This window comes from Dakarella massiliensis (assembly GCF_001182045.1).
GTDB lineage: Bacteria > Pseudomonadota > Gammaproteobacteria > Burkholderiales > Burkholderiaceae_F > Mesosutterella > Mesosutterella massiliensis.
Genome location: NZ_CVTY01000007.1, coordinates 1,005,745 through 1,028,537, shown reverse-complemented (window position 1 = coordinate 1,028,537; position 22,793 = coordinate 1,005,745). Strand labels below are relative to the sequence as shown.

Annotated in this window: 20 protein-coding genes and 3 tRNA genes; 19 read left to right on the top strand and 4 right to left on the bottom strand. The window is 59.8% G+C overall.

Annotated elements, in window-relative coordinates:
• Positions 1–33 precede the first annotated feature (33 nt).
• Positions 34–5,706 carry an excinuclease ABC subunit UvrA gene (uvrA, locus tag BN1936_RS11080; RefSeq protein ID WP_049687407.1) on the bottom strand — a complete coding sequence of 1,891 codons (5,673 nt, stop codon included), beginning with the start codon at positions 5,704–5,706 and terminating at the stop codon, positions 34–36.
• Between the two features lie 192 nt (positions 5,707–5,898).
• Here uvrA and BN1936_RS11075 point away from each other — a divergent pair.
• The 3 genes from BN1936_RS11075 (at position 5,899) to BN1936_RS11065 (ending at position 6,261) form a co-directional block, all read left to right on the top strand.
• Positions 5,899–5,974, top strand: a tRNA-Ala gene (locus tag BN1936_RS11075).
• A gap of 124 nt (positions 5,975–6,098) precedes the next feature.
• Positions 6,099–6,174 (top strand) — tRNA-Ala (locus tag BN1936_RS11070).
• An 11-nt stretch (positions 6,175–6,185) separates the two neighbouring features.
• Positions 6,186–6,261: transfer RNA gene (locus tag BN1936_RS11065), tRNA-Glu, on the top strand.
• A gap of 125 nt (positions 6,262–6,386) precedes the next feature.
• On the opposite strand, the gene BN1936_RS11060 is transcribed toward BN1936_RS11065, so the two are convergent.
• The gene (locus BN1936_RS11060) at positions 6,387–6,692 is read right to left on the bottom strand and encodes an HPF/RaiA family ribosome-associated protein (RefSeq protein WP_022442709.1); all 306 of its coding nucleotides are present in this window, start codon (positions 6,690–6,692) and stop codon (positions 6,387–6,389) included.
• 226 nt (positions 6,693–6,918) lie between these two features.
• Here BN1936_RS11060 and BN1936_RS11055 point away from each other — a divergent pair, with 226 nt between their 5' ends.
• The 4 genes from BN1936_RS11055 (at position 6,919) to erpA (ending at position 9,422) form a co-directional block, all read left to right on the top strand.
• The gene (locus BN1936_RS11055; RefSeq protein WP_049687406.1) at positions 6,919–7,578 is read left to right on the top strand and encodes a hypothetical protein; all 660 of its coding nucleotides are present in this window, start codon (positions 6,919–6,921) and stop codon (positions 7,576–7,578) included.
• Positions 7,579–7,898: 320 nt separating this feature from the next.
• Positions 7,899–8,327, top strand: coding sequence for a 50S ribosomal protein L13 (gene rplM / locus BN1936_RS11050; RefSeq protein WP_022444333.1), 429 nt, complete (start codon positions 7,899–7,901; stop codon positions 8,325–8,327).
• A 9-nt stretch (positions 8,328–8,336) separates the two neighbouring features.
• Positions 8,337–8,729, top strand: coding sequence for a 30S ribosomal protein S9 (gene rpsI, locus BN1936_RS11045; RefSeq protein WP_049687509.1), 393 nt, complete (start codon positions 8,337–8,339; stop codon positions 8,727–8,729).
• A gap of 288 nt (positions 8,730–9,017) precedes the next feature.
• Positions 9,018–9,422, top strand: a complete 405-nt coding sequence (gene erpA / locus BN1936_RS11040; RefSeq protein WP_022444331.1) for an iron-sulfur cluster insertion protein ErpA — start codon at positions 9,018–9,020, stop codon at positions 9,420–9,422.
• Between the two features lie 89 nt (positions 9,423–9,511).
• On the opposite strand, the gene BN1936_RS11035 is transcribed toward erpA, so the two are convergent.
• Together BN1936_RS11035 and BN1936_RS11030 are read right to left on the bottom strand one after the other, a co-directional pair.
• Positions 9,512–10,642: an anhydro-N-acetylmuramic acid kinase gene (locus BN1936_RS11035; RefSeq protein WP_049687405.1), complete on the bottom strand. Its 1,131-nt coding sequence runs from the start codon at positions 10,640–10,642 to the stop codon at positions 9,512–9,514.
• Positions 10,643–10,760: 118 nt separating this feature from the next.
• Complete coding sequence (locus BN1936_RS11030) at positions 10,761–12,149, bottom strand: M23 family metallopeptidase (protein WP_157274796.1); 1,389 nt, start codon at positions 12,147–12,149, stop codon at positions 10,761–10,763.
• A 444-nt stretch (positions 12,150–12,593) separates the two neighbouring features.
• Between BN1936_RS11030 and tyrS the strand changes: the two genes are divergently transcribed.
• From tyrS to BN1936_RS10970, 12 genes are all read left to right on the top strand, one after another.
• Entirely contained in the window at positions 12,594–13,856 is a 1,263-nt protein-coding gene (gene tyrS / locus BN1936_RS11025) for a tyrosine--tRNA ligase (protein ID WP_022444328.1), read from the top strand.
• A gap of 10 nt (positions 13,857–13,866) precedes the next feature.
• Positions 13,867–14,322, top strand: a complete 456-nt coding sequence (gene dtd / locus BN1936_RS11020) for a D-aminoacyl-tRNA deacylase (RefSeq protein ID WP_022444327.1) — start codon at positions 13,867–13,869, stop codon at positions 14,320–14,322.
• 138 nt (positions 14,323–14,460) lie between these two features.
• Positions 14,461–15,720 (top strand): serine hydroxymethyltransferase, encoded by a 1,260-nt coding sequence (gene glyA / locus BN1936_RS11015; protein ID WP_049687403.1) that lies wholly within the window; start codon positions 14,461–14,463, stop codon positions 15,718–15,720.
• A gap of 114 nt (positions 15,721–15,834) precedes the next feature.
• A complete protein-coding gene (nrdR, locus tag BN1936_RS11010) occupies positions 15,835–16,311 on the top strand; it encodes a transcriptional regulator NrdR (RefSeq protein ID WP_022444324.1) in 477 nt (158 codons plus the stop codon).
• Positions 16,298–17,410: a bifunctional diaminohydroxyphosphoribosylaminopyrimidine deaminase/5-amino-6-(5-phosphoribosylamino)uracil reductase RibD gene (gene ribD, locus BN1936_RS11005; RefSeq protein WP_049687402.1), complete on the top strand. Its 1,113-nt coding sequence runs from the start codon at positions 16,298–16,300 to the stop codon at positions 17,408–17,410. Before nrdR ends, ribD begins: the two co-directional genes overlap by 14 nt.
• Positions 17,410–18,027: a riboflavin synthase gene (locus tag BN1936_RS11000; RefSeq protein ID WP_022444322.1), complete on the top strand. Its 618-nt coding sequence runs from the start codon at positions 17,410–17,412 to the stop codon at positions 18,025–18,027. The genes ribD and BN1936_RS11000 overlap by 1 nt, the downstream gene beginning before the upstream one ends.
• Positions 18,028–18,169: 142 nt before the next feature.
• Complete coding sequence (gene ribH / locus BN1936_RS10995; RefSeq protein WP_022444321.1) at positions 18,170–18,691, top strand: 6,7-dimethyl-8-ribityllumazine synthase; 522 nt, start codon at positions 18,170–18,172, stop codon at positions 18,689–18,691.
• Positions 18,692–18,693: 2 nt separating this feature from the next.
• A complete protein-coding gene (gene nusB / locus BN1936_RS10990; protein ID WP_022444320.1) occupies positions 18,694–19,212 on the top strand; it encodes a transcription antitermination factor NusB in 519 nt (172 codons plus the stop codon).
• A 68-nt stretch (positions 19,213–19,280) separates the two neighbouring features.
• Complete coding sequence (thiL, locus tag BN1936_RS10985; RefSeq protein WP_022444319.1) at positions 19,281–20,291, top strand: thiamine-phosphate kinase; 1,011 nt, start codon at positions 19,281–19,283, stop codon at positions 20,289–20,291.
• A gap of 30 nt (positions 20,292–20,321) precedes the next feature.
• On the top strand, positions 20,322–20,858 hold the full coding sequence (locus BN1936_RS10980; protein ID WP_022444318.1) for a phosphatidylglycerophosphatase A family protein: 537 nt from the start codon (positions 20,322–20,324) through the stop codon (positions 20,856–20,858).
• A gap of 26 nt (positions 20,859–20,884) precedes the next feature.
• Positions 20,885–21,394: a CinA family protein gene (locus BN1936_RS10975; RefSeq protein WP_022444317.1), complete on the top strand. Its 510-nt coding sequence runs from the start codon at positions 20,885–20,887 to the stop codon at positions 21,392–21,394.
• Between the two features lie 64 nt (positions 21,395–21,458).
• A complete protein-coding gene (locus BN1936_RS10970) occupies positions 21,459–22,793 on the top strand; it encodes a hemolysin family protein (RefSeq protein ID WP_022444316.1) in 1,335 nt (444 codons plus the stop codon).

The window sequence follows — 22,793 nt, the reverse complement described above, 5'->3', positions numbered from 1 at the left end:
CGGCAGGCGGAAGCGGATCAGGGGGTGGCTGCTTTACGCGGCCGCCTCTTTTTTATGTGTCCCAAAGAACTCCTTCAGGGCGTCACCCGTTGCGGTGCCCTTTTCCGCGACATCAAGCGGTGCTCCCGCGGCGACCACCTTGCCGCCTGCCGTTCCGCCTTCAGGACCGATATCGATGATCCAGTCCGCCTCTGACATCACGTCGAGGTTATGCTCGATCACGACCACGGTGTTCCCGGAGTCCGTGAGCTTATGGAGCACATTGATGAGCTTCTGGATATCCGCCATATGAAGACCGACCGTCGGTTCATCAAGAACGTAGAGCGTACCGGTGGTGCTTTCATCCTCAGACACGTACTCCGTGTCCTTCACCTTGGAGAGTTCCGTGACGAGCTTCAGGCGCTGCGCCTCACCGCCCGAAAGCGTGGGGGAGGGCTGTCCGAGCGTGAGGTAGCCGAGCCCCACCTCTTCAAGCAGCTTCAGCGGCCGCTGGATAGAGGGCGTTGACGCGAAGAACTCCACCGCCTCGCGGACCTGCATCTGAAGGATGTCGCCCGCGCTCTTTCCTTTCCATTTCACTTCAAGCGTCTGCGGGTTGAAACGTTTGCCGCCGCAGCTTTCGCAGAGCACCTTCACTTCCGGAAGGAAATTCATTTCAATCGTCCGCAGTCCCTGACCGAGACAGGTTTCGCAGCGGCCGCCCTTGGTATTGAAGGAGAAGCGGCTAGCGGTGTAGCCGCGCTCTTTCGCGAGACTCGCCTCAGCCATGATCTTCCGGATCCCGTCCCAGATGCCGACATAGGTCGCCGGGCAGGAGCGGGGTGTCTTTCCGATCGGGGTCTGATCCACTTCCAGCACCCGGCTCACGGCTTCCCAGCCTGTGATTTCACGGCACCCGGTCCAGACTGGAGCGGTGTCTTTTGCCCGCAGTGCGTCCTGGAGGTTCCGAAGCAGCAGATCACGGCAGAGACTGGATTTGCCGGAACCGGATACACCGGTGACGACCGTCAGCCGGTTCAGCGGGAACTCCACCTTCGGGATCCGGAGGTTGTGGAGCGAGGCGCCGAGCACAGAAATCGTGGGCGTCTTCCCGGAGCGTACCGGGCGGTGCGGAATGCCGTTATGGATTTCGGGAGAGGCAAGGAACCGGCCTGTAACGGAGTCCTTGCACTTCATAATGTCCTCGACCGAGCCCTCCGCGACGAGGCGCCCGCCTTCGCTTCCGGCGCCGGGGCCGATATCAATCACGTGGTCCGCGCGGCGGATCGTGTCTTCGTCATGCTCCACGACGAGAAGCGTGTTGCCTTTCTTCGACAGATGATCCATGGCGTTCAGCAGAATGCCGTTATCTTTCGGGTGCAGGCCGATTGTCGGTTCGTCCAGCACGTAGCAGACACCGAGGAGGTTGGAGCCGAGCTGCGAGGCAAGCCGGATACGCTGTGTCTCACCGCCAGAAAGAGTCGGTGCCGCGCGGTCGAGCGTCAGGTAGCCAAGCCCCACCTGATCGAGGAACTCAAGCCGGGAAACGATTTCCCGGATCGCGTCGTGCGCGATCGCCTCATCCCGGGGGTCGAGCTTGAGGGCACGGAAGAAAGCGAGTTCTTCCTTCACACTCATCTGGCAGAGTTCACTGATGTTCTTCCCGCAGAACATGACAGCGAGCGCGACCGGGTTGAGCCTCAGACCGTGGCAGTCGGGACAGACTTTCTCTTCCTCGCCCTCAGTCTTTGACCAGGCGGATTCCTCTCCTGTCTGCTCGGCGTCGAACCCGGAGAGCTGCAGCCCGGTGCCGAAGCAGGTCGGGCACCACCCCATTTTGCTGTTATAGGAGAAGAGCCGGGGATCCGGATCCGGGAAGCTCGTGCCGCAGATCGGGCAGGCGCGCCGCGTGGACCAGATCTTGAAAGTATTGTTTACGGGTTCACCGTCCTCCAGAATCATGGAGGCCACCTGTCCTTTGCCGAGCGTGATCGCGGTTGCCACGTGAGCCTTGAGCTCCGGAAGCGTCCGCTCGGAGATATCAAGCTCCGCCACCGGGAGCTCAATGCTGTGTTCGTTATAGCGGGCGAGCTTCGGGAAGTGATGCGCGTCAACGATCTTTCCATCCACCCGCAGCGTGTCGTAGTGGTGCTTCACAGCCCACTGTGCGAGTTCGGTATAGATACCCTTGCGGTGCGTGACAAGCGGGGAGAGGAGCATCACTTTCTTTCCATTTCCGGCCTTCCGGATCGCCTCCACAATGGCGGCCGGCGTCTGGGGCCGCACTTCCACGTGGCAGTTCGGACAGGTCTGAACACCGAGCTTCACATAGATGAGACGAAGGAAGTGATAGAGCTCCGTCATCGTTGACACGGTGGACTTCCGGCCGCCGCGCGAAGTGCGCTGCTCGATAGCGACAGTCGGCGGAATGCCGAGCACCGCGTCTACATCCGCGCGGCCCGAAGGCTGCACGATCGAACGGGCATAGGCGTTAAGCGACTCGAGATAGCGTCTCTGACCTTCGTTAAAAACGATGTCGAACGCGAGAGTCGACTTTCCGGAGCCGGAGAGGCCGGTAACCACCGTGAGTTCATTCCGGGGAATGTCGACCGAGAGATCCTTGAGGTTATGCTCCCGCGCGTTGAGGACTGAGATTTCTCCCTTCTTCGCGATATGAGCCTGGGCGGGGAGGGCAGCTTCTGCATCGATCTCAGTTGTCGTGAAGTCCTCCTGATAAGGCGTGCCGCTTTCGACCGCCTTCTCGTAGGAGATCAGCGCCTGGCCGGTGTAAGAGCGGGACTCCGCCATGATGTCATCCGGGGTGCCGGCCGCGACCACGCAGCCGCCCGCCTCGCCGCCCTCCGGACCGAGGTCAATGATCCAGTCGGCGTTCGCGATGACGTCGAGGTTATGTTCGATCACCAGCACCGAGTGCCCTGCGGCAATCAGTTTCCGCATGGCGAGAAGGAGTTTCTCGACGTCCGAGAAGTGAAGCCCGGAGGTCGGCTCATCAAAAACGAGGAGCCGGCCCTTCGCGTCCTTCGGCTTCCGGCGCCCGTTTTCAGCAAGCGCTGCGGCGAGGAACCCGGCGAGCTTCAGTCTCTGGGCTTCACCGCCCGAGAGTGTCGGCACGGGCTGCCCGAGCTGCACATACTCCAGACCGACATCGATCAGCGGCTGAAGGAGCGAAATCACCTCGAGATCATCCCGGAAGAAATCGCAGGCCTCTGACACGGTCATTTCGAGCACATCAGCGACCGAAGCGCTGCGGCCGTTCCGCTCGAGCTTTGCCTGAAGGATTTCCGGGCGGTAGCGGCGCCCGTTGCAGTCCGGGCAGCGGAGGTAAACGTCCGAGAGGAACTGCATCTCGACATGCTCGAAACCGGACCCCATACAGGTGGGGCAGCGGCCGTCACCCGAATTGAAGCTGAAGGTCCCAGGACCCCAGCCCTGCATTTTGGCGGTGTCAGTCGCGGCGAAAAGTTTCCGGATCGGGTCAAAGGCACCGACGTAACTCACGGGGTTCGAACGGGAGGTCTTCCCGATCGGGGACTGATCAACGAAGTCCACCCCCTCGATCAGGTCGAAGCCCTTGATGTCCTTATATGGCCCCGGTGCTTCAGTCGGAACGCCGAGCCGCTTCTGGAGCGCCGGGACGAGCACTTCCTGCGCGAGCGTCGATTTGCCGGAACCGGACACACCGGTGAGGCAGGTGAGGCAGTGAAGCGGGAACGAGACATCGATATCGCGGAGATTATTCGCGGTGACCCCGGTGAGGCGGATGGAAGGCGCCTTCTTTGACACCGGCTTCTGCCCTTTGAGGGCAATCCGGCGCCGTCCCGAGAGATAGTCGCCGGTGAGCGTCTTCGCACTGAAGATTTCTTTCGGAGAACCCGAGAAAATGATGTTGCCGCCTTTTTCGCCGGCTCCCGGTCCCATATCAATAATGCGGTCCGCTTTCAGCATGACCTGAGGGTCGTGCTCCACCACGACAAGCGTATTGCCTGCCTTCGTGAGGCGGCGCATGATCGCGTTGATCCGGTCCATATCCCGAGGATGGAGACCGATGGACGGCTCATCAAGAACAAAGAGGGTGTTGACGAGTGAGGTGCCAAGAGCCGTGGTGAGGTTGAGGCGCTGAATTTCGCCGCCTGAAAGCGTACGGCTCTGACGGTCAAGTGACAGGTAAGAGACGCCGACCGCGCAGAGGAAGATGACGCGCGAACGGATCTCTTTCAGAATCGGCGCGGCTTCAGGCGGGAGATCCGGATCAGTGGCAAGGCTGTCAAAGAAACGGCGGAGACGCGAAAGCGGCAGCATCATCAGGTCATGAACCGTGAGTCCGGGGAGCTGATTCAGCACCGCGTCCGGTACGGTCATGCCTTTCGGCCGGAACCGCTCCAGCTTCCGCTCTTCTCCCTGCGGGAGGAGCGCGGCATCAGCGTCTGAGAGGCGGCCCGCTCTCCAGTAGAGCGACTCAGGCTTCAGGCGGGCGCCGTGGCAGTCCGGACAGAGCGTGTAGCTGCGGTAGCGGGAGAGAAGCACACGGATATGCATCTTGTAGGACTTCGTTTCCAGCCACTCGAAAAAGTGTCGGACGCCGTACCACTGATGATCCCAGTCCCCCGTCCAGTCCGGATCGCCCTCAAGGATCCACCACCGGTCTTCGGACGGCAGCTCCTCAAACGGCACGTCGAGCGCGATGCCGGCTTTCTTCGCGTAGCATTCAAGATCCTTCTGGCACTCAGCGAAAGACGGAGTGCTCCAGGGCTTCACGCAGTGCTCCGCGATGCTGAGGCGCGGGTTCGGGATAACGAGCCCGAAGTCGACTCCGATTACGCGGCCGAACCCGTGGCAGGTGTCGCAGGCGCCAAGAGGCGAATTAAAACTGAAGGAGGAGGGGTGAGGGTGGGAGAAACTGATGCCGCAGTCCGCGCAGGCAAGCCCCCGGGTGTATTTCCAGGTGTCCGCTTCTTCGCCTTCATCATTCAGCGGGTGTACGGCGATTGTGCCGTGACCCCGTTCAAGCGCCTGTTCAAGCGCCTCGATCGCGCGGCTTTCCTCAACGCGGCTCGCGCGGAACCGGTCCACCATGACTTTGAGCGTCCAGCCGGAGGCTGTGGCGGTCTGCTTATGAATCCGGGTGAAGCCCTGGGCTGAGAGGGAGTCGATCGCTTTCTTCAGACCGAACTTCCTCGGCACAACAGATGTAAAGGTGAGAATGAGCCTGGGGTCCGACGCGGCTTCGGCTGCGGCCCGGATCTTCTTCCAGAGAGAGTTCGGCGCCTCTTCCTCAATCTTCTTCCCGCATTTCGGACAGTAGAGCGACGCGCACTTCGCGAAAAGCAGCTTGATGTGATCGTTCAGTTCCGTCATAGTGCCCACCGTGGAGCGGGACGTCCGCACGGGGTTTGTCTGATCAATCGCGATCGCGGGCGGCACGCCGTCGATCCGGTCCACATGAGGGCGGTCCATGCGGTCAAGGAACTGACGCGCGTAGGGGCTCAGCGTTTCGACGTAGCGGCTCTGGCCCTCGGCGTAAAGGGTATCGAAGACCAGCGAACTCTTGCCGGATCCCGAGACACCGGTGACCACCGTGAGTTTCCCGAGATCAAAGTCCACAGAGACATTTTTCAGATTGTTCTGTCTTGCTCCGCGGATAGAAATTTTTGCTGCAGAAGAGGCCGGCAGACTGCCTGCCTTCAGGTTTTTACGAGCGCGTGTCATTGATATTGGTTTTTCAGCCGCTGTGTCAGAGGATCTTTTATCAGGGGATGAGCCCCGCAGATAAAAGAAAAGCATAGCGAAAGATTAACCTCTCTAAGAGACGGGAGGAAAAGGAAAAAAGAGGGAGTCCAAAAATATTTTTCAAAAAACTTGCTATTTCAAAAAATCCCCCATATAATGTCAATCCTCTGTGGGGGTATAGCTCAGCTGGGAGAGCGCTTGCATGGCATGCAAGAGGTCAACGGTTCGATCCCGTTTATCTCCACCACGGATTTTTTGGAGCTTCTGCCTGACGACAGAAACCCCTTCTTATCGAGAGAAAGACAGCAGTAAGCGTTTCCGCTGATCACTTGCTTTTTATCTCAGAGATAGATATAATACTGATTCTTTTTGGGGGTATAGCTCAGCTGGGAGAGCGCTTGCATGGCATGCAAGAGGTCAACGGTTCGATCCCGTTTATCTCCACCAAAATTTAAAAGGTCCCCATCGTCTAGAGGCCTAGGACACGACCCTTTCACGGTCGGTACAGCAGTTCGAATCTGCTTGGGGACGCCATTAACACTGGGAGCTCAAGAATGGGCTCCCTTTGTTTTATCCGGAAAAGGTATACTTGACCCCGGGTAAAAAAAGAGCCGCCCGGAATTGGACGGCTCTTGACCTACTGAGTCAGCTAAGGTGATTTACGGCTGACGCAGTTTCGCGGCTTCTTCCTTAATGGAACGTTCCGCTATATCGAAGGCCTCATTGAGGGCAGCAATAACATCGGTGCCCTTACGGTTAATAACAACGTTTTTGCCGGAAGTGACGAAATCAAGGCGCACATTGAACTCATTGGTCGTCTGATGTCCGTCCAGTGAAATCGTTGCCCTGACAGCACCAAGGCGGCTGTCAAATTTAGTTAAAGCTTCAACTTTTTCGTTGATAGCAGCCTCGACTGCTGGAGAACGAGAAATGCCGTGGAAAACAACCTGAGGCGTCTGAAGCATGTGAGACCTCCTTTTTTATAGAAGCAAGTGTTATGGCGCAAACCCTTTCAAATAGCTTTTCAGTAACTGAATCGGTCTTTGAATTCGGTCTCCGCTATAGATAGTGTAGCCCGCGCAACCGAAAAAAGCGCATTTATTTAACTGCAGTTTAAAAATAATTAATTTTCAAATTTCGCTCGACGAGCATACTGAAAAATTAACATACTGATTAATAAGGATTATAGAAATGATGGATCGTAAGCCCTGGGAAAATCGTGACTCTCACCGTGAAGGCTTCGGCGGACGCCGTGAATGGAATTCTGACCGTTCCGACCGCCGCTTCGGTGAAGACCGCCCGCGCTTCAATCGCGAAGACCGCTTCGGCAATGACCGCCCGCGTTTCAACCGCGAAGACCGTTTTGGTGATGACCGTCCCCGTTTCAACCGTGAAAACCGCTTTGAAGGCGGCGACCGCCGCTTCGGCGGTGACCGTCCGCGCTTCAACCGCGACGACCGTCCGCGTTTCGGTGATCGTCCGCGTTTCAACCGCGACGACCGTTACAGCTCGAAGACCGGTCCCCGCGCCCGCGCTTTCGGTGAAGGCCGCTTCCAGGATCGCGAAGACTACAGCAAGCGTCAGATTGTGAAGATCGACAGCGAAGTCGCTGCTTTCTTCCCGACCGCGAAGGACGTGAATGACGCCCTGCGCCTCGTGATCGAACTCACCCGCAAGGTGAAGGAACGTGCCGCTGAGGCCGCCGAGGAAAAGCTCGCCGCTGAAGCTGAAACCGCCGAAGACGTGGAAGACACGGCTGAAGACGATTACGAAGAAGACGAGACTGAAGAAGTCGAAGCTTCTGAAGCGGAAGCCGACGCTCCCGCCGCTAAGGCCGATAAGGCTGAGTAAGGAAAACGGCCGCGCGCGGCCGGAGAGCGGAATCCTGGAGCGGTTTTAAAAAAAGCCGGCTAGACAAGAGGCGCAGTTTTATTGTAAAATTCGCGCCTTGACTGTCCACTGGCTGTGTGCTTGCCCCAATTCCACTTGCCCGGTCGGGTAGGCAGTTAATTATCCCCGCGGACAGCTCACTGTCCAGTGTTGCAACACCGGATGCCGCAGCGGAGCGGGGAAGCTAGACGCTCTGAGGAAACTGTTCCTCAAGACTGTTTTTAATCTTTTTGGCGCGGACGCCATGCCGCACCAAGTTCCTGAATATAGGTGAATCGCAAATGAAGACCTTCTCGGCAAAGCCGGCTGAGGTTAAGCGCGAATGGTACGTGGTTGATGCATCCGGTAAGGTGCTCGGCCGCCTTGCTAGCGAAATCGCGCTGCGCTTGCGTGGCAAGCACAAGCCCGAATACACTCCCCACGTTGATACGGGTGACAACATTGTCGTCATTAACGCTGACAAGATCGTCGTTACTGGTGGCAAGGAAGAGAAGAAGAAGTATTATCGCCACACCATGATCCCGGGCGGCATCTACGAGACTTCTTATCGTCTGATGCAGGAAAAGTATCCGGGTCGCGTTCTTGAGAAGGCTGTCAAGGGCATGCTGCCCCACGGCCCGCTTGGCTATGCCATGATCAAGAAGCTGCACGTCTACGCCGGTGCTGAGCACCCGCATACCGCGCAGCAGCCCAAGGTTCTGGATATCTGAGGTTGAATGATGATCGGTAATTACAACTACGGCACTGGCCGTCGCAAGAGCTCCGTCGCCCGTGTCTTCCTGAAGAAGGGTTCCGGCAAGATCGTCATCAACGGTCGTGATATCGCCAACTACTTCCACCGCGAAACGAGCATCATGGTCGTTCGTCAGCCGCTCGTTCTTACTGAGAACGCTGAAGCTTTCGACGTGATGGCTAACGTCAGCGGCGGCGGTGAAACCGGCCAGTCCGGCGCCATCCGCCACGGTATTGCCCGCGCTCTCGTTGACTACGACGCCGCCCTCAAGCCCACGCTTTCTCACGCCGGCCTGATCACGCGCGATGCTCGTGAAGTCGAACGTAAGAAGGTTGGTCTGCGCAAGGCCCGCCGCGCGAAGCAGTTCTCCAAGCGCTAATACGCTTCTCCGGAATCCGGTACCGGGGCCGCTCAGTGCGGCTTCTCTCCGGACTCCCGGCAGAGAAAAAACGCACCTTCGGGTGCGTTTTTTTTATCCGCGGCGTGCCGCGGCCAGAATACCCGACAAAGCCTCATGGTCTTTCCGGGGAACTGATATTATTAGCACGCAGTTTTACAAGAGATTCCCTCGAGATCCCCCGAGGGCAGGTTTCCGTCGGACGCAGAATATTGGCCTGGCCAGCAGACCGGAAACAGCAGTACGACGAATACAGGAATTAAGAGAGATATGGCTGAGGAAAAAGCTGTTGCGCAGAATACTGAAGGCGAAGTTCCGGATTTCGCCGCGATGCCCGACCCGATCCAGTTCAGCGATGCCGCTGTGGATGCCGTGAAGGGGCTCCTCGATGAAGAAAAGAAGAAGAATCCCGATGTGAATCTGATGCTTCGTATCTTCGTTCAGGGCGGCGGCTGCTCAGGCTTCCAGTACGGATTTGAGTTCGTGGAGAAGGCTGAGGACGACGACACCCGCATCGTGAAGGGTGATGTGACGTTCCTCGTTGACTCGATGAGCTACCAGTACCTGGTGGGCGCGTCGGTCGACTTCAAGGATGATCTTGACGGCAAGCAGTTCGTGATCAAGAACCCAAACGCCACGACGACCTGCGGCTGCGGTTCTTCGTTCAACGTCTGATACCGCGCGGAAAAACGCCGGACGGATATACCGCCCGGCGCGTTTACGGTGAAGAGAGCCTGAGGCAGAGTGCTGCTTCAGGTTCTTTTTTATTTCCGGGGTGCCGGATAAAGCGCCCCAAGGACCCGGCTGCCCGCGGCCCCCGTCACGTCCGGACAGTTTCCCGGAATTCCGGCGAGCCGCGCGTAGGTGAGCCAGGCAAACGCCAGCCCCTCGACATCCATCGGCGGAATGCCGAGCTCGGAAGTCGTTCCGACGTGCTGCGTGGCGAGGAGCCGCGCGATGTCTTCCCGCAGCGCTGGGTTCAGCGCTCCTCCGCCGCAGAGATACACCTCTTCCGCGGCCGGTGCGTAGCGGATCACGGCTTCGGCGAGGCTTTGTGACGTCAGCCTGAGAAGCGTGGCCTGCACGTCACGCGTCCGCATGAGGCGGTTTCCGCACTGCGCGATATGGGACTTCAGCCAGCTGAGACTGAAGCGCTCGCGCCCCGTGCTCTTCGGCGGCGGAAGGCTGAAGTAGGGGTCTGAGAGGAGCGAGGAGAGCAGGTCCGGCTGCGGAAGCCCGCTCTTCGCCCAGGCGCCGTCTTCGTCATAGAAGCGCCCGGTTCTCTGGAAGCACCAGGCGTCCATCAGCATATTCCCCGGACCGCAGTCAAAGCCCGCGACAGGAGCGCCGGATGAGATCGGGGGAAGGATCGTCAGGTTCGCGATGCCCCCGATATTGGCGATCACGCGGAAGGTGTCAGAGCGGAAGGCCCGGGCATGAAACGCCGGGACGAGCGGAGCGCCCTGGCCGCCGGCCGCGAGATCCGCACTTCGGAAGTCAGACACCACATCGATCCCCGTGAGCTCCGCGAGGAGCGCGGGGTAATTCAGCTGGATCGAAAAGTGCTGATCGGGACAGTGGCGGATCGTCTGCCCGTGCGCCCCCACCGCGCGGATTTCTTCCCGCGGGATGCGGCTTGAGGCGAGAAGGGACTCAACCGCCTTCGCGTAGCACTGGGCGAGTTTCACCGAGGCGGCCCCGGATCGCTCGATTTCATTCTCACCCGGGGCGCAGAGGCTGAGGAGCTCGGCCCGGAGTTCCGGGGAGAAAGGCTCGTGGGCGCGCCCGCGTATCACCGGCACAGGAGAGGAAAAGTCAGCGGCGACGGCGTCCGCGCCGTCGAGACTCGTACCGGACATGATGCCGATGCAGATAAAGGATTCGGGTGTCGTCATGGCGAAGGGGGAATGTCCGAAAGGAAAAGGTTTTTGTCAGGCAGTAAAAAGCCCTGCCTTCAGCCATATCTTAGCGTCTGGGCAGGGCCTGAATGCGGGGCTGGCCGGTTTTCGCGGATCAGCCCTGCTGTTTCTTCTTGGAGGCCGGGGTGTCGGCTGCGGCGAGCGCCGCCTTCACCTGGTCCGCGCTCATCACGGGAACCGTCTTGCCGTTTGAGGCGGTCTGCACCGCGTCAAGCTGCTTCATCTGACGCGCGAGCGCGGTAACCCGCGGGCGGGCGGCAGCGTAGTACCGGGACGGAATCCTGGCGTTCGTCTGGATCGCGACCTTGACCGGATTCACCGGGCGGCCGTTCACGTGGAACTCGAAGTGAACGTGCGGGCCGGTGGAAACACCGGTGGAACCGCAGTAACCGATCAGCTGTCCCTTCTTCACGAAGACACCCGGACGGATCCCCTTCGCGTAGCCCTTCAGATGGCCGTAGCGCGTGGAGTAGCCGTTGCCGTGATTGATGTCGATTCGGTTGCCGTAGCCGGAGAGCGAGCTGTCCGCGGCCTCAATGATGCCGTCAGAGACCGAGTACACCGGGGTGCCCCGAGGAGCAGCAAGGTCAACGCCTTCGTGGGCCCGGACCCGTCCGGTCACCGGATTGCGACGGCTGGTCGTGAACGGGGATGAGATGCGGAAGGAGTTCAGCGGATAGCGGCGGAACGTCTGCTCCGTCGTCTCGCCGTTCGCGTAGTAGTAACCGCCGCCCTTCGTGCCGTCCTCAAACCAGTAGAGCGGGGTGACTTCCTTGCCGTGCTGGAGCTCGATACCGAGGAGGCGGCCGGTGCTGACGAGGTGCCCGTCGATGAAGCGGTTCTCGTAGATCAGGCTCACGGTGTCACCGCGGCCGGCCTTGCGAAGCAGCGGGCTGTTGCGGTACTCAACGCGGTTCGCATCTGCAATGATGTCAGAGGGGACCCCTGCTTCGCGCGCTTCAGCTGCGAAGGAGCGGCCCACGCGGATCGCGGCCATCGAGTTATGGCTGTCGAACTTGAAGGGAGCGGATGCAACGGTGAGACCCTTTGCATCACGGGTAATGGTGGTCTTGATGTTTCTGTTCCGGGCTCCCTCGACATACATCGAGAGGGAGATCACCTGACCGTTCCCGGCCACGCGGGCGAGAGCGAACTGGCCGCGTCTCGGATAAGCGAAAACCGCGGCGTCAGGGTTGGAATAGATGAACTTTTCGAGTTCAGGGTCATTGATGCCAAGGCGGGCCATGAGTGAAGAGGCCGTCTCAGCATTATTGATAATGAGCGACGCATCCCGGGGAGCGGCAGGAGCAACTGCTGCGGCAGGCGCAGCCGATGGCGCCTGTTCCGTCTCGGGACTCGTGCTGACCGTCAGGGTAGCAAGAGCAGCGGAAAGCGGGAGGGCAGCGACAATGGCTGCAACGGCGATCTGCCCTCGGGTGAAGTGCCTGCGGCGGCACGTAACCCGGATCCTCCGGCAAAGCACAGCTGCACCTTCCCTGAGGCGGGAAAACTTCTCGGCGATGATCGAGTGGGGCAGCATGAAGTGACGGAAATAATTAGATGAATTGGAAAACCTACCGAGTATAACAGTCGGAATGCCTCAACCCGGACAGCGAAACCAGAAAAATGTCGGATGTAAATCTTTTTTACATTTTTTGGAGGATAATCTAGCCTGTTTCGGGCGCTCCTCAGGGCTCCCCGCCGCAAGAGGCAGGGGGTGAGAGAAAAAGCGTTCCGGAGTCTCAGCGCCCCGGAGCGGTCTTTTTCTGCTATAAGACAAGGCACCGCCCAGAGGGCGGACCCGGCGCGATAAGACGCGGGCCGCTCTGAGCAGGCCTGCCGGCAGGACACACCATAAGCCCCGACAGGCTTTTATTCTCTTGATTCAGACCTGGCACAGGTCGTTAACAGGACTTTAGATACACCGATGGCAGAAGAACAGAAAGCTACAGATCAGGTGAAGAAATACACCGTAACTCAGGAAGACCGGGATGCGCTCGCACTCATCAAGCGCGGCGCCGATACGCTTTTGATTGAGGATGAGCTTCTGCAGAAACTGGCACGGGCAAGAGAAACCGGGACGCCGCTGCGCTGCAAGCTCGGTCTCGATCCGACTGCCCCTGATATCCATCTGGGCCACACGGTGGTGCTGAACAAGCTTCGCCAGCTCCAGGATCTCGGCCACACCGTGATCTTCCTCGTGGGTGACTTCACCGCGTCGATCGGCGATCCGTCGGGCCGCAACGTGACCCGTCCGCCGCTCTCCTTTGAGCAGATCAAGCAGAACGCTGAAACCTATCTTGATCAGGCCGGCCACGTTCTCGATCCGAATAAGACCGAAGTCCGCTACAACTCTGAGTGGTCGAACGCGCTCGGGTCCGTGGGCCTGATTCAGCTCGCGTCCCGCTACACGCTCGCCCGGCTCCTGGAGCGCGATGACTTCGCGAAGCGCTTCCGTGAAAACCTGCCGATCGCGATGCACGAGCTCCTCTACCCGCTGATGCAGGGCTACGACTCGGTCGCGCTTCACGCTGACCTCGAGCTCGGCGGCTCTGACCAGCGCTTCAACCTCATCGTCGGCCGCGAGCTCCAGCGCCAGTACGGCCAGGAACCGCAGTGCATTCTGACGATGCCGCTGCTGGTCGGCCTCGACGGCGTGAACAAGATGAGCAAGTCGAAGCACAACTACATCGGCATCACCGAGTCCGCCGACAGCATGTTCGGCAAGGTCATGTCGATTTCCGACGATCTGATGTGGAACTGGTACGACCTCCTCTCGCTGAAGAGCAACGAGGAAATCGCCCGTATCAAGGACGAGTGCCAGAACCAGGGCCGCAACCCGCGTGACGCGAAGGCAGCTCTCGCGCACGAAATCGTTGCCCGCTTCCATAACGAGGCGGAGGCTGCCGCGGCTGAGGAAGAGTTCAACCGCCGCTTCAAGTCCGGTGAGATGCCGGAAGACATTCCGGAAGTCACCGTGGTGGCTGAAGGCGGCTCGATTCCGCTCGGCAAGCTCCTGAAGGAAGCCGGTCTTGTTGCCTCCGCTTCTGAAGGCAACCGCAACATTGATCAGGGCGGTGTGAAGATCGGCGGCGACAAGGTGACTGACCGCACGATGAAGATCACCTCCGGCATGAACTTCATTGTTCAGGTCGGCAAGCGCAAGTGGGCCAAGGTTTCCGTCAAGTAACGGCAGCCCGATGATCGCGCTTCTTCAGAGAGTGTCCCAGGCCGAAGTCCGGGTGGCGGGTGAAACCGTCGGCCGGTGCGGTCGGGGGTATCTCGTGCTCTTCTGCGCGGAGAAGGGGGACACCCCGGATCTCGCGAAGCGTCTCGCGTCGAAGACCGCACGGCTGCGGATCTTCGAGGATGAGGCGGGGAAGATGAACCGGAGTCTGGCTGACGTGAAGGGTGAGGCGCTTGTCGTTTCGCAGTTCACGCTCGCGGCCGATACCCGGTCCGGGACACGGCCGAGCTTTACGCCGGCCGCGGATCCTGAACTCGGACGCGCGCTCTACGAGGAGTACACCGAAGCGCTCAGAGCCGAGGGAATCCCCGTCGAGACAGGCGTGTTCGGCGCCCACATGGAAGTCTCGCTCACGAATGACGGTCCCGTCACGATCTGGCTCCGGCTTCCCGCTGTATCAAAGAATTGACGGAGAAGACGGAATCCGCTTCAGGCGGCAGCCGTTCTTCTCCTATAATCTACAGACTTGATTGATATTCTTTCCTGTTTGGCCTCAGATCGGGGCCGGGGGAAGGATTTTTTATTTTTTTAAGTGAGGGCAACACTTATGTATCAGCCGATCTCCATCGCAGCCGAAGACCCTGAGGTTTGGGCCGCTATCGAAGCGGAAAACAACCGCCAGGAAGACTACATCGAACTTATCGCGTCGGAAAACTACACTTCCCCCGCAGTTATGGCTGCTCAGGGCTCCCAGCTGACCAACAAGTATGCTGAAGGCTATCCGGGCAAGCGCTACTACGGCGGCTGCGAGAATGTCGACGTCGTTGAGCGCATCGCCCAGGAACGCGCGAAGAAGCTGTTCTGCGAGCCGGCTGGTGTGGAGATGGCTGTGAACGTGCAGCCGCACTCCGGCGCTCAGGCCAACATGGCTGTGCAGTTCGCGCTGATGGAGCCGGGCGACTGCTTCATGGGTATGTCTCTTGACGCGGGCGGCCACCTCTCCCACGGCATGCACCTCAACTTCTCCGGCAAGTACTTCCGCTGCGTGCCGTACGGCCTCAACGCCGATGAAGACATCGACTACGAAGAGGTCGAGCGTCTCGCGAAGGAAAACAAGCCGAAGATCATCATCTGCGGCGCTTCCGCTTTCTCGCTCCGTATCGATTTCAAGCGTTTCGCTGATATCGCTCACAGCGTCGGCGCTTACCTGATGGTGGATATGGCCCACTACGCCGGCATCATTGCGGCCGGTGTCTACCCGAGCCCGTTCCCCTACGCCGATATCGTGACGACGACCACCCATAAGACGCTGCGCGGCCCGCGCGGCGGCGTGATCTTCTGCAAGCCTGAGCTTGAGAAGAAGATCAACTCGGCTGTCTTCCCTGGCATCCAGGGCGGCCCCCTGATGCACGTGATCGCCGCCAAGGCGATCGCGCTCGGCGAAGCCCTGACCCCCGAATACAAGGCCTGGGGCGCCCAGGTTGTGAAGAACGCCGCCGCTATGGCTGACGAACTCACGAAGAAGGGGCTGCGTATTGTTTCCGGCCGCACCGAAAGCCACGTGATGTTGGTTGACCTCCGCCCGAAGCACATCACGGGCAAGGCCGCTCAGGCTCTGCTCGAGTCCGGCCACATGACCGCCAACAAGAACGCGATCCCGAACGACCCCGAGAAGCCTTTTGTGACCTCCGGCATCCGTCTCGGCACCGCTGCCATGACCACCCGCGGCTTCAAGGAAGAGCAGGTGCGTGAAGTGGCTGATCTGATCGCCGAGCTGCTGGATCACCCGGAAGATGCCGCGGTGCTCGAGCATGTGAAGGCTGAGGTCGCCAAGCTGACGAAGGCCTTCCCGGTCTACGCCCGCTGATCCGGCGCTTCTTTGTAGCAGCACACAGGCAGGCAGCCCCCGTCAGAAAGGAAGGCTGCCTGCTTTTTCCGGCAGGCTGATCCCGTTTTGAGGATCGCCTGCCTGAGGTTTATCATGCGATGCCCTTTCTGTCACAGTCCAGATACTCAGGTTATTGATTCCCGGTCTTCGGAAGAAGGCTGGACGATTCGGCGGCGCCGTAAGTGCCCGAAGTGCGGCAAGCGTTTCACGACGTATGAGCGCGTGGAGCTTGCTATGCCGACCATCATCAAGCGGGGCGGCGCGAGAACCGAATATGCGCGCGACAAGCTGCGGGCCTCGATGACGCTTGCGCTCCGCAAGCGTCCGGTTCCGCGTGAGAAGGTGGACGAGGCGGTGGGCCGCATTGAGCAGCGTCTGATGGCGCTGGGCGAACGCGAGGTGAAGAGCGACCGCGTCGGGCAGTTTGTGCTCGATGAGCTGCGGCAGCTTGATAAGGTTGCCTACATCCGTTTCGCGTCGGTCTACTTCAACGTTGAGAAGCCCGAGGCGTTCGCCGAGCTCCTTCGCGAGGCGCTTGAGCCGAGGGAGAAGACGGATGCAGCATCCTGACAGCTACTTCATGGAGCAGGCGATACGGCTTTCCGCGAAGGGAAGGCCGCTTTCGCCCCCGAATCCGGCGGTCGGCTGTGTGATCGTGCGGGACGGGGAAATCATCGCGAGCGGCTTCACGCAGAAAGCGGGCGGCCACCACGCGGAGATTGAGGCGCTCACCGACGCGGAGAAGCGCGGTGTGAATATCGAAGGCGCCACGGTGTACGTGACGCTGGAACCCTGCTCTCACTACGGGCGCACGCCGCCCTGCGCACTGGCTCTCATCAACCACCGCGTGGGACGCGTTGTCGCCGCCATGAAGGATCCGAATCCGCTCGTGGCCGGAAAGGGACTCGCCATGCTTGAAGCAGCCGGAATTCCGACCGCCTGCGGCGTGCTTGAGGAAGAGGCCTGGGAAAGCAACCGGGGGTTCTTCACCCGGATGACGCGGGGTACGCCCTGGGTCACGCTGAAGGTCGGAGCGTCGATTGACGGCCGCACCGCGCTTCCGAACGGAGAAAGCCAGTGGATCACGGGAGAAGCCGCTCGTCAGGACGTGCAGCGCCTGAGGTCCGAGTCGGGGGCAATCCTGACCGGTATCGGTACGGTGCTCGCTGACGACTGCCGTCTGAACGTCAGGCTGCCGGGGCGGGATCCGGTGGAAATCCGCCAGCCGCTTCGCGTGGTGGTGGATTCATCGCTCCGCACGCCGGCTACGGCCCGCGTGATCGGGGAGGACGGCCTCTGCCTGATCGTCTGCGCGAAAGCGGATCCGAAGCGGAAGGCGGAACTGGAAATGCGGGGCGCTGAGGTGATCGAACTGCCGGGAAGTGACGGCCGGGTTGATCTCAGAGCCCTGGTGTCCGAACTCGGACGCCGCGAAGTGAATGATCTTCTTGCGGAGGGCGGCGCGACGCTGAACGGTGCGCTGCTTGACGCGGGACTGGTGGATGAAATTGTGGTCTACACCGCTCCGATTCTGATCGGAGAAGGGCGCGGAATGTGGAGCGTCGGCCCCTATAAGCGTCTTGCTGAGGCTGAGCGCTGGGCATACCGCTCCGTGTCGCGTCTCGGTGAAGACCTGTGCTTTGACTTACGCAATCAGAGGAAAGACTAATGTTTACTGGAATTATTCAGGCGATCGGCAAAGTGCGCGAACCCGAGAAGCTCGGCAACGGCGTGCGGCTCACGATTTCCTCTCCCGATCTCGGGCTTGATCAGGTCGGCATCGGCGAATCGATCGCCGTGAACGGCGCCTGCATGACGGTGGTCGAGAAGGGCGACGACTGGTTCCGGATCGATGTGTCGGCCGAGTCGCTCTCGAAGACCGCGGGACTCGACACCTTTGGCCCCGTGAATCTGGAAAAGGCCATGCGCCTTGGTGACCGTGTGGACGGGCACCTGGTGTCGGGCCACGTGGACGGCATCGGTCAGGTGGTGTCGCTTGAGCAGGTGGCTGAGAGCTACAAGCTTGTGATTCTTGCCCCGCGCAAGCTCGCCCCCTGCATCGCCTACAAGGGCTCAATCGCGGTGAACGGCGTCTCCCTCACGATCAACGAAGTGGAAGACACCTCTGTCGGCCCCCGTTTTTCGATCAATCTCATTCCGCACACGATGGAAGTGACGACGCTTCACTTCCTCAAGGCTCAGAGCCTTGTGAACCTCGAGGTTGACCTGATCGCCCGCTATGTTCAGCGGAACATGGAGCTGCGTGAAGGCGACGACATTCTCTAAAGGATGCCGGGACCTGCGGGGCAGTCGGCAAAAGCCCGGTGTCTGAGGCTTAAAACCCCTGCCCTGCGATAGAATAAGCGTATAGGCGGCACCGGTGAGACACCGGCGCCGCAGTGAATCATTTTTTATTTTGGAGTCAGAAATGGCAGTCGATGAAATCCCCCAGAACCTGGATGGAAAGGGTCTTCGCATTGGCATCGTTATCGCCCGTTTCAACGAGTATGCAGGACGGGGCGAGTATGAGTACTGCCTCGGCGAGCTGAAGCGCCTTGGTGTGGCGGAAGAAGACATTACTGTCTGCCATGTGCCGGGTGCTCTCGAGATCCCGTTTGCGCTGCAGCAGATGGCGCAGACCGGCGAATACGATGCGCTGATCGCGTTCGGCGCCGTGATCCGCGGTGAGACCTATCACTTCGAGCTAGTTGCGAACGAGTCCGCGTCGGGTATCATCCGCGTCGCGCTCGACTACAACATCCCGGTGGCGAACGGTATCCTCACGACCGAAGACGACGAACAGTGCGAGGACCGCATTGAAGGCAAGGCGAAGGCCTGCGCTCAGGTGGCGGTTGAGATGGCGAACCTTGCGACTGAATTCCCCGCCTATGGCGAAGAGGATGACGATACGGAAGACGCCGAAGACGAAGAAGAAAAGGCAGGCGAATAAGCATGACGGAAAGCAACAAGACTGAAGCCGCCCGGGTCCCGACGAACCGCGACCGGGCTTTTGCCCGGCAGTTCGCGCTGCTCGGTCTCTACGAGTGGCTGGTCAATCCGCTCAGCTCGCCTGAAGCGCTCGCTCTGATCGTTCCCTCCCTGATCAATCAGGAGGACACCGAAGCGGGCGACCTTACGCCTGAGGAATTTGATCGCTGTGATCAGGGCCTTTTCCGCGCTCTGCTGACCGAGGCGATTACGAACCGCGAAGAACTCGAGGCTGAGTTTTCTCAGTACCTCAACCGTCCGCTGAAGCAGGTGAGCACGGTGGAGCATGCGATTCTGCTGCTCGGCACGACCGAACTCCGCTATCACCCCGAAACCGCGTACCTCGTGATTCTTGACCAGATGGTTGAGCTCGCGAAGCGCTTCGGTTCGGCTGAAGGCGGCTACAAGTTCGTGAACGGTGTGCTCGACAAGGTTGCACGCGATCTGCGTCCGGAAGAAACGGCCCGCGGCCGGGCTGCCTGACCGGATGTCTGAAAGACCGGACGGAAACTCTTCCGTCCGGATCCTGCTGTATGGAATGAGGCGTATCAATGGCGGAGCGTAGCGGCGAATTTTCGATTATTGACCGGTTCTTTTCTTCAGGTTCTGCGGCAGGCCCTTGGTTCTGCAAAGGGATTGGGGATGACTGCGCAATTATCGATTTCGGCGACAGCCGGATCGCTGTCACGATTGACATGCTGGCGATGGGAACGCATTTCCTGCCAGACGCTGATCCGCGGAATGTCGGCTACAAAACGCTCGCCGTGAATCTTTCTGATCTTGCGGCAGCCGGCGCGACACCCCGTGCCTTTTTCCTCTCTATCGGTCTTCCCGATAAAAATGACGCATGGATTGAAGCCTTCTCCGAGGGGCTGATGGAGCTTGCGAAAAAAGCAGGCTGTGCGCTGCTCGGGGGCGATACGGTCCGTACGCCGAAGAATCCCAAGACGGGGGAACATTCTCCTGCCGTCTTTTCCATTACCGCCATGGGGGATCTGCCCCCGGGACTCGGTCTCACCAGAGCCGGCGCGAAGCCGGGTGACGATATCTGGGTGTCCGGGACGCTTGGCGACGCCTATGCCGCGCTGAAGTACCGCTGGGGCCATTGGACCGCGGCGCCTGAGGCTGTCCGGCTGATGAGCCGCCGTATGGACCGCCCTGAGCCCCGGAACGCGCTCGGCCGGGCGATTCTGCCGCTCGCGACAGCGGCAATCGATGTCTCTGACGGCTTCTCCCAGGACCTTACCCATATCCTCGAACGCTCCCACGTCCGGGCCCGTGTGAGCTGGGACGATGTGCCGAAATCCGAAGCCCTGATGTCACTTCCTGAAGGGGAGCAGCGCGAGGCTGCGCTTTCAGGCGGTGACGACTATGAACTGATTTTTACGGCTCCTCCTTCGCTCAGAAAGGCGGTGTTCGAGGCCGGCATCGCGTCGGACACCCTGGTCACCCGTGTGGGCGAAATTCTGCCTTCTGACGGCGACGGCACGTCGCTTACGGTCTATGACGCGAGGGGTGCCGCTGTGATTCTGAAGAACGGCGGGTTCGATCACTTTGCCTGACAGTAGCCCCTTGCGATCCCCGGAGGATGAATGACAATGCTTGAAAAATATTCTTCCTCCAACCCTGCCTACCGGCTGCGGCCGGGGTTCCGTTTTGCCTTTTCAGCACCATCGCACGCGATCGCTCTCTTTTTCGGTGCGGGATGCCTGAGACCAGGCCCCGGCACCTGGGGGTCGCTCGCCGCGGCACTCGTTTTCCTTCTCTTTGAAGCGCTGATTCCAGCCTCGTTTCTCTGGATTCCCGGCGTGGCTGCCTTTCTGATCGGCATTTGGGCTGCGGGCCGTACCGGGGATGATCTGGGCGTTCAGGATGCGGGTGCCATCGTGATTGATGAAGTGGCCGCCGTGTGGCTGCTTCTCGCAGTGATTCCTCCGGGCCTTCTTACGGCGGCCGCGGGATTCGCTGCTTTCCGTGTTTTTGACATTATTAAGCTCCCGCCCGCGTCGATCGTTGACCGGAAGCTGCATACGGGGTTCGGCGTCATGCTTGATGACCTCTTCGCAGCGCTCTGGGCGTGGGCGGCTCTCTGGGCAATTGCCCGTCTGACGGGACTCGCTCTCGTCTGAGATTCCGATATAGGAGATTAAAAAGAATGGAAGCAAAAAGCATTGAGTCTCTCGCCGAAGAGCTGGGACGCGCGGCGCGCGAACACGGTGCCCGCATCGCGACGGCGGAATCCTGCACGGCGGGCGGCATTTCCTACGCCATTACGTCGGTTCCCGGTTCGAGCGGCTGGTTTGACCGCGGCTTTGTCACCTATACCGAGCGCTCAAAGATCGAAATGTTGGGTGTTCCGATGGGCGTGATCCGCTCCCGAGGCGTGGTTTCTGAAGACGTGGCCGCCGCGATGGCGCAGGGTGCGCTTGACCGGTCGGATGCGGCTTACACCGTGGCTGTCACCGGGATTGCCGGACCGGACGGCGCGGAACCCGATAAGCCGGTTGGGACGGTGTGTTTTGGTTTTGCGGAAAGAACGGCATCTGGTATTGTGATTGAATCCGAAACGTGCCATTTCACGGGAGACCGCGCCGCGGTAAGAGAGAGTACTGTGAGACAGGCTCTCGCTGGACTCCTTAAACGGATTAATGAAACTTCACTCTGAAAGACACATAATCTGCGTTATTCTCCCTGATAACGCAGGAATTTAAAAAAGAACTCGACCCTTTATGACAGCGATAATCAGTTTGCTGGTGCTCTGCGCACTCATTATCCTCAACGGCTTTTTCACCATGAGTGAGACGGCCCTGATTGCCTGCCGCCGTGCCAGGCTTCAGCCAAGCGCGGATGATGGTGACGGAGTGGCGAAGAAGATTCTCCGCATGATGGATAATCCGACTGCCGCGCTGTCCACGATCCAGATCGGCATCACGATCATCGGCCTCGTGTCCGGTATGATCGGCGAGACAGCTCTCGCCGGGCCGATCAGCACGGCGCTCGAGTACGTAGGCGTGCCGTCCGCGGTGGCAACCGGCCTTGCCCTCTTCCTCGCCGTGATGCTGATTACCTATTTCTCGATCGTGATGGGAGAGCTCTTCCCGAAGCGGCTCGGACAGATTTCTCCGGAGGACACGTCCCGGAAAGTGGTGCGGCCGCTCGAGTTCCTGTCCTTCATCATGAAGCCGTTTGTGAATCTCCTCACCTGGTCCACGAACGTGATGCTTGCGAAAGTGCTGAAAGGAAACGTCATCGGACCGCAGGTGACGGAAGAGGAAATTCACGCGATGATCGAAGAGGGGAGCGAGTCCGGTGTCATTGATCCTCAGGAACGCGATATGGTGAAAAACGTGTTCCGGCTCGATGACCGTCAGATCAGCTCTCTCATGACTCCGAGAAGCGAAATCGAGTGGATCAATCTCGATGATCCGCAGCAGGTGAAGATCGATAAGATTCTGAACTCGCATCGCTCGAGGCTCGTGGTCGCCAGCGGGTCACTGGATACGGTGAAGGGCATCTGCTCCACCCCGATGCTGATGAAGCAGATTCTTCATACCGGACAGCCGGACTTCAACAGCGCTCTGACGCCTGTCACCTATGTGCCGGAGACACTCACCGGCATGGAGCTCCTCGATCACTTCAGAAAGACGGATACGCCGCTCTCTGTCGTCGTGAATGAGTACGGCGAAGTGCAGGGCATTGTGACACCGCGTGACGTGCTGGAAGCGATCGCGGGGCAGTTCAAGCCTGAGGACACCGGCGATCAGTGGGCGATCCGCCGTTCGGACGGTTCCTGGCTGCTCGACGGCATCATTTCGACGCCTGACCTGAAGGACCGGCTGGGGATCCGCGAAGTGCCGGAAGAGGACGAGGACCGCTACAGCACCCTTTCCGGCATGGTGATGCTGCTCCTCGGCCGCGTGCCGCGTGAAGGCGACTCGGTCGACTGGGCGGACTGGAAGTTTGAGGTGGTCGATATGGACGGGCGCCGCATCGATAAGGTGCTTGCGATTCCGCTCTCGGGCAGCAAAAAAACGGAGGAGTCCGAAGGCTCCTCCGCATCCTGA